The sequence below is a fragment of the Methylobacterium nodulans ORS 2060 genome, assembly GCF_000022085.1.
Lineage (GTDB): Bacteria > Pseudomonadota > Alphaproteobacteria > Rhizobiales > Beijerinckiaceae > Methylobacterium > Methylobacterium nodulans.
This window is the reverse complement of the sequence record NC_011894.1, coordinates 4560384-4571673: the sequence shown is the minus strand read 5'-3', so window position 1 is coordinate 4571673 and position 11290 is coordinate 4560384. Positions and strand designations below refer to the sequence as shown.

At 70.6% G+C, this 11290-nt stretch carries 9 protein-coding genes; 4 read left to right on the top strand and 5 right to left on the bottom strand.

Translation table 11 applies throughout. From position 1 onward, the window contains the following. Positions 1-113: 113 nt before the first annotated feature. Positions 114-1277 (bottom strand): FIST signal transduction protein, encoded by a 1164-nt coding sequence (locus MNOD_RS21290; protein ID WP_015931025.1) that lies wholly within the window; start codon positions 1275-1277, stop codon positions 114-116. Between the two features lie 247 nt (positions 1278-1524). Beyond that, the gene (rpmB, locus tag MNOD_RS21285; RefSeq protein ID WP_015931024.1) at positions 1525-1815 is read right to left on the bottom strand and encodes a 50S ribosomal protein L28; all 291 of its coding nucleotides are present in this window, start codon (positions 1813-1815) and stop codon (positions 1525-1527) included. A gap of 294 nt (positions 1816-2109) precedes the next feature. Between rpmB and MNOD_RS21280 the strand changes: the two genes are divergently transcribed. Further along, positions 2110-2973 (top strand): DUF3108 domain-containing protein, encoded by an 864-nt coding sequence (locus MNOD_RS21280; RefSeq protein WP_015931023.1) that lies wholly within the window; start codon positions 2110-2112, stop codon positions 2971-2973. A gap of 135 nt (positions 2974-3108) precedes the next feature. On the opposite strand, the gene panB is transcribed toward MNOD_RS21280, so the two are convergent. Next, a complete protein-coding gene (gene panB, locus MNOD_RS21275) occupies positions 3109-4002 on the bottom strand; it encodes a 3-methyl-2-oxobutanoate hydroxymethyltransferase (protein WP_015931022.1) in 894 nt (297 codons plus the stop codon). Then, entirely contained in the window at positions 3999-4652 is a 654-nt protein-coding gene (locus MNOD_RS21270) for a TetR/AcrR family transcriptional regulator (protein WP_015931021.1), read from the bottom strand. The genes panB and MNOD_RS21270 overlap by 4 nt, the downstream gene beginning before the upstream one ends. A 96-nt stretch (positions 4653-4748) precedes the next feature. Here MNOD_RS21270 and MNOD_RS21265 point away from each other — a divergent pair, with 96 nt between their 5' ends. The 3 genes from MNOD_RS21265 to MNOD_RS21255 all read left to right on the top strand — a co-directional run bounded on the left by MNOD_RS21265 (position 4749) and on the right by MNOD_RS21255 (position 9262). After that, the gene (locus tag MNOD_RS21265) at positions 4749-5453 is read left to right on the top strand and encodes a PspA/IM30 family protein (protein ID WP_015931020.1); all 705 of its coding nucleotides are present in this window, start codon (positions 4749-4751) and stop codon (positions 5451-5453) included. 39 nt (positions 5454-5492) lie between these two features. Then, positions 5493-5768 (top strand): YiaA/YiaB family inner membrane protein, encoded by a 276-nt coding sequence (locus MNOD_RS21260; RefSeq protein WP_015931019.1) that lies wholly within the window; start codon positions 5493-5495, stop codon positions 5766-5768. Positions 5769-5842: 74 nt separating this feature from the next. Then, positions 5843-9262, top strand: coding sequence for an acyl-[ACP]--phospholipid O-acyltransferase (locus tag MNOD_RS21255; RefSeq protein ID WP_015931018.1), 3420 nt, complete (start codon positions 5843-5845; stop codon positions 9260-9262). Positions 9263-9543: 281 nt separating this feature from the next. Here the strand turns inward: MNOD_RS21255 and MNOD_RS21250 are convergent, their stop codons facing one another. Next, positions 9544-11226 carry an acyl-CoA dehydrogenase family protein gene (locus tag MNOD_RS21250; RefSeq protein WP_015931017.1) on the bottom strand — a complete coding sequence of 561 codons (1683 nt, stop codon included), beginning with the start codon at positions 11224-11226 and terminating at the stop codon, positions 9544-9546. Positions 11227-11290 lie beyond the last annotated feature (64 nt).

Below are 11290 nucleotides of genomic sequence, written 5' to 3'. Positions count from 1 at the left end.
CGCCCGCTGAGCGACCTCTCTCCGCTTCTCCGGATCTCCTTCCGCTGGCGCTTCAGTCGGGCAGGCCCGAACGGATCAACCGGAAGCCGTATGAAGCGGCACTCTCGGGCCGCTCAGGCCCGCGGCAAGGCGCCGATCGCGATGCCCGTGAAGGTGTGATTGAGGTGGATGGCGCGGTACTGCTCGCCGCAGGTCTCGAATCCGATGACGTTGTAGCGCCGGTACAGGTCCGAGAGCCGGTGGCGGACCTGATGCAGCTCCGCGTCGAGCCGGCGCAGGACGCAGTCGAAGCCGATCACCAGATCGAGCCCCCCGAGCGCTGCATCGAGGCGGGCGAGCTCGTCGCGCGTCGTCGTGACGAGGTCCTTGCGGCCGGCGAGGGTGAGCACCACGCCCTCGTCGACCGCGCACAGGAAGCTCAGCGAGCCGTCCGGGTTGAGCCGGTGGATCGACCGACAGAAATAGTCGCCCCCGACCCGCACGGCGAGCGGATTGGCGGCGAAGACCGTCGGGGTCAGCATCTCGGGCTGGAGGCCCAGCGCCCGCGCGTATTCCGCCGCGGCCGGCTCCGCATTGAGCTCGCGCACCGTGCGGTTCTCGGCATCGGTCTGGGTCACCACGAACTTGACCGCCTGCGGCTCCAGATTGTCGGTCTTGAACACCTCGATCGGATGGTCGGTGGCGACGATGAGCAGGATTGCCGCCCCGTGATGCACCTGTCCGTCATGGATCAATGCGGTGTCCGAGACGGTGAGCGCATCTCCCGCCGATCCGCCGACGAGCGGGATCGCATCGAGGCCGAAGGCCACCGCCGAGGTGACGCGCTCCTCCGCCAGGGTGAGCCCGTCGATGAGCGAGATCGCGAAGCGCTGGGCACAGCCCTCCCCCGCCATGTCGAGCCGCATCCGCAGGGTCCGCACGGAGGCCACCGCCTCCTCGACGTCGAGCTGCTCGACGCCGGTCAGGACGGTCGAGACGACCCGGAAGCCCTCACGCGGGAAGGCGACCACGACGAGGCCCCGGTCGAGGCCGCCGGCCGGGCTGATCTCGCCCGAGGAGGTGCAGCCCGCCACGCCAATGCCCGGGAAGCGGCGCGCCAGGGCCGCACTCATCGCTTCGGCCCCATAGGACGGCGAGAAGAACACGAGAAGCTGCGCGACGCGCGTGCCGTCGATGGCGGCGGCGACCTCCGCGACGGCGTCCTCGGCCCGCGCCAGTTGGGACCACGCGGTCTGCACACCGCAGAGATGCGCGCGCCCACGCCCTCCGTTCACCACAGGACGCCTCCCTCGCCGTCGGCCGCGATCCGGCCGCGCCGGGTCCCGCTTGAGGACCCGGTTCTGTTTGCCCCAACGCTGCGGCAGATCAGGCTGCGCGGCAAGGGGATCGGGACCGACACGGCGTCACAGGTCAGAGCGAGCGGCGCCGCATCCAACGCGAAAACAACGCGAAAAGCCGCCTGCCCGGACGGACGGCGGCTCGCCTTGTCAAGACTCGCGGAACTTGAGGCTCGCAGAACTGGCCTCAGGCGGCCTCGGCGAGCTTCTTCTCGATCTCGCGCTTCAGGAGGCGCGCATTCTGCGACAGCTCCTGCTCGCCGGCCTTGACCAGGAAGGCGTCCAGGCCGCCGCGATGCTCCACCGAGCGCAGGGCGTTGGCCGAGATGCGCAGGCGCACGGAGCGGCCGAGCGTGTCCGAGAGGAGCGTGACCTTGCACAGGTTCGGGAGGAACCGGCGCTTCGTCTTGCGGTTCGAGTGGCTCACCAGATGGCCGGTGAGCACGGCCTTGCCGGTGAGTTCGCAGCGACGCGACATTGTATCAATCCTTCACAATCCGATAGGCCACGGGCCGCTTGACGCTCACGCCGGGCGCTGGAAAAGCGACCTCGGCGGCGACCGGACCGCGCGAAAGCCAGGAAGGCTCGCGCCTATAGGGGAGAGAGGGCGGTTTCGTCAAGCGTAAGCGCCCGCCCGCCGGGACCAAGCCCCCGCGCGCCTTGCGCGCAAGACGCACGCGAGACGAACCGTTAACCTTAAACTCGTCACGATGCCGCGCGATTCCTGCGAATCGCGGTCCCGCACCGCATCCCCTCAGAACGGTCAGTTCCCATGCCTGCGAAGCCCCTCCTCCCGGCCCTTCTCGCTCCGGGCCTGCTGCTCGGGCTGGGATCGGCGGACCCGGCTGCGGCGGCGCGGGTGCGGGCGGCCTCCACCGCGGTGACGGTGGATTACGGCATCATGCTGGCGGGCGTCCCGATCGGCACCGCGCAGATGAACGGTGCCATCAACGGGGCCCAATACAAGATGGACGTCACGGCGCGGCTCACCGGCCTCGTCGGGGCGATCACCGGCGGCTACGGCTCGGGCCGGGCGAGCGGGCAGGTGGCGGGCGCCGGCCGCCCGGTTCCCGGCAGCTTCGCGGTCGCCTCGCATTCCTCCAGCACCTCGATCACCGTCCGCATGGCGCTGGCCCGCGGCAACGTGGTCGCCTCCGAGATCGTCCCGCCCCTCGTCGTCGATCCCGAGCGCGTGCCCCTCGATGCGGCCGCGAAGCGCGCCGTGGTCGATCCGGTGAGCGCGCTGCTGATGCCGGCTCGACGGCAGGGCGACCTCACCGATCCAGAGAACTGCAACCGGGTGATCCCGGTCTTCGACGGGGCGAGCCGCTTCGACGTGATCCTCAGCTACGGGGAAACCCGGCGGGTCGAGAAGCCGGGCTATGCCGGGCCGGTCCTGGTCTGCAACGCGCGCTATCGGCCGATCGCCGGCCACCGCCCCGACAAGCCCGGCGTGAAGTTCATGGAGGAGAACACCGACATGTCGGTCTGGCTCGCCCCCGTGGAGGGCGCGCGCGTGCTCCTGCCCCTGCGCATCTCCGTGCGCACCATGCTCGGCACCAACATCATCGAGGCGACCCGGTGGACGCAGACGGGCGCCGGCGCCACCACCGCCCAGGCGGCGGTGGCGCAGTAAAGGGCGGAGATCCTGCGATACGGCTTCCGGTTGATCCGGTCTGCCTCATCGCGGCCCCTTAAGCGAAGCCGTTGCTCCGCATGAGGAGCCTGGCGGCTGCCACGCACGTCAGGCTCGATCGACTCTCGTGGCGTTTCAGCAGATGTCCTCTCTCTGGGCCCGGATCTCATCCAGCGCCGCCCGAGCCGCCTCCGGCAGCGCGTAGGATTCGGCCGGCCCCGGGAAGCGGCCGGCCCGCACATCCTCCGCAAAGGCCGAGAGCCCGGCCTGGAGCAGGCCGTAGCCGTCCACATAGGTCCGGACGAACTTCGCCTTGCGGCCCGGCAGCAGGCCGAGCAGGTCGTGCAGCACCAGCACCTGCCCCGAGCAATCCGGCCCCGCCCCGATGCCGATGGTCGGGATGCCGAGCGATTCGGTGATCCGCGCGGCGAGTTCGGCCGGGATACCCTCGAGCACGAGGGAGAAGCAGCCCGCATCCTCCAGGCGCCTGGCATCGTCGAGGATCTGGCGCGCCTGCGCCACCGCGCGCCCCTGCACCTTGAACCCGCCCATGGCGTTCACGCTCTGGGGCGTGAGGCCGAGATGGCCCATCACCGGGATCTCGCAGGCCACCAGCGCCTGCACCGCGGGCACCCGCGCCGCGCCGCCCTCCAGCTTCACCGCCGCGGCGCCGCGCTGGAGGAAGCCGCCCGCGTTGCGAATCGTGTCCGCGAGATCGAGGTGGAAGCTCAAGAATGGCATGTCCGCCACCAGGAGCGCGCGCGGGCGCGCCCGCGCCACCGCCTCCACGTGGTGGTTCATCATCGCGAGGCTCACCGGCAGGGTGTTGTCGAAGCCGAGGCACACATTACCGACACTGTCGCCGACCAGGATCACGTCCACGACCGGATCCACGAGCCGCGTCATCGCGGCATCGTAGGCCGTCACCATCACGATGCGGCGCCCCTCCGCGCGCCATGCCTGGAGCAGCGGGATGGTGACGGGCGGCTCGGCAGCCGGGGAGGCTGCAGTGTCGGGGTGATGGCTCATGGCCTGACCTCCTGGTGGTCCGGGGCGTTCTCCGGCGTCAGGCCGAGCCCGATCGCCATTACCACGGTCTCGATCTGCCGGCGCAGCACGGGCTCGCTCAGCGTCATCAGCTTCTCGTCGAGCCCGAGGCTGACCATGCCGTGCGTCGCCGAGAACAGGCTGCGGGCCAAGAGGGCCCGCGCCTCGTCGTCGAGATCCGGCCGCAGCACGCTAAGCGGCGCCTCGATGTGCCGGAACAGGCGCACCTGCTCGCGCAGGAACCATGCGGGCGGCATCTCAGCCATCCGGTGCTGGAACAGCGCGCGCCAGCGGGCCGGATGCTCGATGGCAAAGCGCAGATAGGTCACGGCGAGCCGCACCAGATCCTCGATCGCCGCGCCCCGGTCCGGCGGCGCGGCCTCGCCCCCGCCGCCCGTCGCCGTGCGCACCGCCGTGATGGTGCGCTCGAACAGGTGCAGGGTGCGTAAGTTCACGCTGAGGATCAACGCGTCGAGATCGGGAAACACCGTGTAGATCGCGCCTAGCGCGCAGCCCACCGTCCTGGCGAGGTCGCGGGCCTTGAGTGCGCTCAAGCCCCCTTCGGCGATCGCCGTCTCGGCCGCGTCGATCAGTGCGCCGCGCAGCTGCTCGCGGCGCTCCTCGGTCGTCATGCGGGCCTCCCCGATGAACGGCGTTCAAAAAAGGGCTTGAACATCGTTCAAAGACATGCGAGCGTGGCTTCGTGAACAACGTTCATGAGGTCCCCGATGCTCCGGATCTTCGCGACCCTCGCCCGCGGCGCCGCTGCGCGCGCCTGCGAGGATATCATCGACCAGAATGCCCTGCCGCTTCTCGACCAGCAGATCCGCGATGCGGCCGCCGCCCTCGACCACAGCCGCCGGTCGCTGGCCGAGGCCATGGCGCAGGAGAGCGCCGACGCCAAGCGCGAGGCGGCGCTTTCCGGCAAGCTGGCAGATCTCGAGCAGCGCGCCGTCGCGGCCCTGTCGGGCGGGCGCGAGGATCTGGCGGCCGAGGCCGCCGAGGCGATCGCCGGCCTGGAGGCGGACATCGCTTCCCTGCGCGAAGCCCGCAAAAGCTTCTCGGCGGAGGTCGAAACCCTGCGGCGCAGCGTGCGGGAGGGCGGAAACCAGCTCGCCGAACTGGAGCGCGGCCGCCGCCTCGCCGAGGCGGCGGAGGCGGTGCGCCGGCTGCGCCTGCGGCGCGGCGAGGGCGCGCCCGGCGCCGCGGCGGCTTTGGCCGAGGCCCAGGCCACCCTGCGCCGCCTGCGCGAGCGGCAGGCCGGCGAGGCCGCGGCGGCCGAGGCGCTCGCCGCCTTCGATGCGACGCAGCCCACCGGCATTGCCGAGCGGCTCGAAGCGGCCGGCTTCGGCCCCCGCACCAAGCCCAGCACTGCTAGCGTGCTGGAGCGCCTGCGCGCCAAGGCGGCCGGAGAACCAGTCCCCGCCGCCTGACCCTGCCATCATGTAGCCCACCGAAGGACGTTTCATCCGATGAACACGCAACCCGCGACCCAGCACACCTCGGCCTGGGTGGCCTTCACCTACGCCTCCTTCCTCGGCTCCGCCACCATGGTGGGAGGCGGCATCCTGTTCCTGCCCCTCGATCTCTGGATCAAGGGCTATCTCGCCATGGGGGTGGTCATGCTGGTCCAATCCTGCATCACGGTGGTCAAGACCGTCCGCGACGTGCACGAGAGCAAGCGGATGCTCAACCGCATCGAGGACGCCCGGGCCGAGCGCCTGCTGATGGAGATGAGCAAGGATTGACCTATAGAATGCCGGCCGCCCCCTCCCCCTGGCGCCGGTCTCTCGGCTGACCCCAACCGATCGAGGTTCCGATCATGTCCGGATCGCTGATGGCCACGCGGCGCTTCGCGCCGCTGTTCTGGTGCCAGTTCTTCTCGGCCTTCAACGACAACTTCCTCAAGAACGCCCTGGTGTTCCTGATCCTGTTCGGGGTCGGGGGCACGGGCGGCGGGGCGGATGGCGGCTCGGCGGCCCTGGTCACCCTCGCGGGTGCGGCCTTCATAGCGCCCTTCTTCTTCCTCTCGGGGCTCGGCGGCGAGCTGGCGGACCGGCACGACAAGGCGTGGCTGACGCGCCGTCTCAAGGCGGCGGAGATCGCGGCCGCCGGAGTGGCGGTGCTCGGCTTCTCGCTGGCCTCGGTGTCGGTGCTGTTCGTCGCGCTCGTGATGTTTGGCGCCATCGCGGCTTTGTTCGGGCCGATCAAGTACGGCATCCTGCCCGACCACCTCGCCCGCGCCGAGCTGCCGGCCGGCAACGCTCTGATCGAGGCGGCGACCTTCCTCGCCATCCTCGGGGGCACCATCGTGGGGGGCCTTGCGGTCACGCATGGCGGTCCCTCGGTGTTCGGTGGGCTCGTCATGGGCTTCGCGGTGCTGTGCTGGGCGGCGAGCCTGCTGATTCCCCCGACCGGCGAGGCGGCGCCGCACCTCGTCGTCGACCGCAACGTGCTGCGCTCCACCGCCGGCCTCGTGCGCGACCTCTACGCGGATACGCGCCTGTGGCGCACCGGCCTGATCACGAGCTGGTTCTGGCTCGTCGGGGCGGTCGTGCTCGCGCTGCTGCCCGCCGTCGTGAAGGGGAGCTTCGGGGGCGACGAGACGGTGGTCACGGCGATGCTCGCCCTGTTCTCGATCGGCGTCGCGGCCGGGTCCGGCCTCGCCTCCTGGCTCTGCGCCGGGCGCATCGTGCTGCTGCCGACCCCGATCGCCGCCCTGATCATGGGGCTCGTCTCCCTCGACCTCGCCGCCGTGGCCGCGCACGCCACCCTGCCGGCCGCGCCCCTCTCGGCCGGCGCCTTCCTGTCGACCTTCCAGGGCGGGCGGATCGCGCTGGACTTCACGCTGCTTGCCGCCGCGGCCGGGCTCTTCATCGTGCCCTCCTTTGCGGCGCTCCAGGCCTGGACCCCGAAGGCGTACCGCGCCCGGGTGATCGCCGCCTCGAACGTGCTTTCGGCCGGCCTCATCGTGCTCGGCGCCGCCGGGATCGCGCTCCTGCAGCGGGCGGGCCTCTCGGGCTTCGGCCTCTTCCTCGTGGTGGCGCTCGCCAATCTCGCAGCGGGCGTCGCGATCCTCGCCGTGCTGCCGACCAGCGCCTTCCGGGACTTCCTGTCGATCCTGTTCCGGGCCTTCTACCGCCTGGAGCTGCGGGGCCTGGAGAACCTCGACAAGGCGGGCCCAAACGCCATCATCGCCCTCAACCACGTGAGCTTCCTCGACGGCGGCCTCGCGCTCACGCTGACCGAGCGGGAGCCGACCTTCGCCATCGACCACGCCATCGCGCAGCGCTGGTGGGTGAAGCCCTTCCTGTGGCTCACCAATGCCCTGCCGCTCGACCCGACGAAGCCGATGGCGACCCGCCGCCTCATCAATGCGGTGAAGGCGGGCGAGACGCTGATCATCTTCCCCGAGGGCCGGCTCACCGTCACGGGCAGCCTGATGAAGGTCTATGACGGGGCGGGGCTGATCGCCGACAAGTCCGGCGCCCTGGTGGTCCCGGTGAAGATCGACGGGCCGGAGCGCACCCAGTTCTCGCGCCTGTCGCGGGCGCAGGTGCGCCGGCAATGGTGGCCGAAGATCACCGTGACGGTGCTGGAACCGGTGCGCCTCGCCGTCGACCCTTCGCTCAAGGGCAAGCAGCGCCGGCAGGCCGCCGGCGCGGCGCTCTACGGCATCATGTCGGACCTGATCTTCCGCACGGCGCGGATCGACCGCACGGTGTTCACCGCCGTGGTCGAGGCCGCCGAGCGCGAGGGCAGGCGGCGCGTCGCCGTCGAGGATCCGGTCACGGGTTCCCTCACCTATCACCGCCTCCTCGTCGGGGCGCGGGTGCTCGGGGGCAAGCTCGCGCCCCTCAGCCCCCCGGGCCGCGCCATCGGCGTGATGCTGCCGAACGCCAACGCCGCCGCCGTGACCGTCATCGGCCTGATGTCGGCCGGCCGCATCCCCGCGATGATCAACTTCACGGCGGGCGCCGCCACCATCCTCAGCGCCTGCAAGGCCGCGGAGGTGGACACGATCGTCACCTCGCGGGCCTTCGTGGAGAAGGGGCGGCTCGACGCCCTCGTGACCGGCCTCTCGCAGAGCCTGCGCATCGTCTACCTGGAGGATGTCCGCGGCCGAATCGGGCTCCTCGACAAGCTCGGCGGCTTCCTGCACTGGGGCCGGCCCCTCGCCCCGCGCCGCCCGGATGATCCGGCCGCGATCCTGTTCACCTCGGGCAGCGAGGGCCTGCCGAAGGGCGTGGTGCTGTCGCACCGCAACATGCTGGCGAATGCCGCCCAGGCCCAGGCCCGCATCGATTTCGGCCGCACCGACAAGGTCTTCAACGTCCTGCCGGTGTTCCACTCCTTCGGTCTGACCGTCGGCCTCGTGCTGCCCCTGGTCTCGGGCGTGCCGGTCTACCTCTATCCCTCGCCGCTGCACTATCGGATCGTGCCGGAACTGGTCTACGGCGCGAACGCCACCATCCTGTTCGGCACCGACACCTTCCTGACGGGCTATGCCCGGGCCGCCCACCCTTACGACTTCCGCTCGCTCCGCTACATCCTGGCGGGCGCCGAGCCGGTGAAGGACGCGACCCGCCGGACCTATGCGGAAAAATTCGGCCTGCGCATCCTGGAGGGCTATGGCGTCACCGAGACCGCGCCGGTGCTCGCGCTCAACACGCCGATGTTCAACCGGTTCGGCACGGTCGGCCGCATCATGCCGGGCATGGAGGCCCGCCTCGAGCCCGTCCCGGGCGTGCCGGATGGCGGACGGCTGTTCGTGCGCGGCCCGAACGTGATGCTGGGCTACCTGCGCGCCGAGAATCCCGGCGTGCTGGAGCCGCCGCCGGAGGGCTGGCACGACACGGGCGACATCGTGACGATCGATCGGGACGGCTTCGTCACCATCAAGGGCCGCGCCAAGCGCTTCGCCAAGGTGGGCGGCGAGATGATCTCGCTTGCGGCGGTCGAGGCGATGGCCGCCGAGCTGTGGCCCGGCGCGGCCTCGGCGGTCGCGGCGGTTCCCGATGCCCGCAAGGGCGAGCGGCTGGTCCTGGTGACCGAGCAGCGCGACGCCGGCCGCGCCGCCTTCCTGGCCCATGCGCGGGCGCACGGCGCCAGCGAGCTGATGGTGCCGGCCGAGATCCTCACCGTCGACCGGCTGCCGCAGCTCGGCTCGGGGAAGACGGATTTCGCCGCGGTGACGCAGCTGGCTCGCGCCCGCACCAGCCTGCCCGCGGCGGCGGAGTGATGCCGAGGAAATACCCGGCCGTGACGATCGAGCCGCGGGTCGCGCGGGAACCCCTCTCCCGTGCGGGAGAGGGGCAGGGGTGAGGGCCCAGGTGGTTCAGCAAGTATCCTGAACCGGCCCGCTGCCAGCACCGCCGGCTCAGTTTTATTCTGAAGGGTCCGGGACCTTCACCCCTGCCCCTCCCCCACTCGGGAGAGGGGTTCCCCGCGCGACCCGCGCCAGGCAACAACCCCGCAGCGATCCCCGGCTGCCGCAGCAGGTCGCGGACCAGCCGCCTCCGCTCACTGCACCTCGAGCAACCGGCGGGCGATCACCTGCGCCTGGATTTCCGCGGCGCCCTCGAAGATCGAGAGGATGCGGGCGTCGCAGAGCACGCGGCTGATCTGGTACTCCAGCGCGAAGCCGTTGCCGCCGTGGATCTGGAGCGCGTTGTCGGCCGACGCCCAGGCGACCCGGGCGGCAAGCAGCTTGGCCATGCCGGCCTCGAGATCGCAGCGCTTGCCCTCGTCCTTCTCGTGCGCCGCGAAATAGGTGAGTTGGCGCGCGATGTTGATCTCGACCGCCATCATGGCGAGCTTGTCGGAGACCCGCGGGAAGGCGACGAGCGGCTTGCCGAACTGCACCCGTTCCTCCGCGTAGCGCAGGCCAATATCGAGGGCCGATTGCGCCACGCCGACCGCGCGGGCCGCGGTCTGGATACGGGCCGACTCGAAGGTCTGCATGAGCTGCGTGAAGCCCTTGCCCTCGACTTCGCCGAGCAGGTTCTTGGCCGGGACCGAGAAGCCGTCGAAGGCGAGTTCGTATTCCTTCATGCCGCGATAGCCGAGCACCTCGATCTCGCCGCCCGAGAGGCCTTCGACCGGGAAGGGATTCTCGTCATTGCCGCGGGGCTTCTCGCCGAGCAGCAGCGACAGGCCGCGATGGCCCGGCTCCTCGGGCTTGGTGCGCACCAGGATAGTCATCAGGTCGGCGCGGACCGGATGGGTGATCCAGGTCTTGTTGCCGTAGACCTTCCAGACGTCGCCCTCCCGCACGGCCTTGGTGCGTAAGGAGGCGAGGTCGGAACCGGTATTCGGCTCGGTGAAGACGGCGGTGGGCAGGATCTCGCCCGAGGCGATCTTGGGCAGGAAGCGCTGCTTCTGCTCCTCGGTGCCTCCGCAGAGGATCAGCTCGGCGGCGATTTCCGAGCGGGTGCCGAGCGAGCCGACGCCGATATAGGCGCGCGACAATTCCTCTGACACCACGCACATGGAGATCTTCGGCAGGCCCATGCCGCCGTATTCCTCCGGGATGGTGAGCCCGAACACGCCGAGCTCGGCCATCTGGCCGATGATCTCGATCGGGATATAGGCGTTCTTCTGGTGCCACTCATGGGCATGCGGCACGACCTCGGCCTGGCCGAAGCGGCGCATCTCGGAGCGGATCGCCTCCATGTCCTCGTCGAGGCCGGAATCGCCGGTTGTCGCGGCGCCCTGCCCCTCGCGGATGCGCTTGACGAGGGCGGCGCGGTGCGCGGGCGTGTTGCCCTCGGCGATCATCGTCTCGACGGCGCCGGTCCGGTGCCGGGCGACCTCCTGGGCGGTCAGGCCGAGCGAGGTCGTCGGGCGCACCATCTCGCCCTGGCTCATCGGGATGCCGCCGAACATCTGGTCGAGATACTCGCCGATACCGATGCGCACGAGAAGCGTCTCGGTCTCGCCGAGCCGGCCGGCCGCCTGCAGACGCTCCGCATAGGAAGCGAGCTGCGTCACCGCCTCCGCATAGGTGCTGAGCCAGGCAAGGCCGTGGGCCGCGTGCTGCTCGGCCTCCAGCTTCTCGGCGGAGAGCCGGCCCTCGGCCGTGACCACGCTCGCCCTCACGCGGCGCCCGGCATCGGCGGCCAGCGCCTTCGCCGCGACGGCCGCCTCGCGGGCCAGGGTCACCAGATCGGCGTCGGCGGTCAGGGGCGCTCCCTGTGCGGACATTGCTCTCATCTCCGGACGGAATGACTTGTGCGCTGCATGATAGCGGCGATTGCGACGGCTTGTA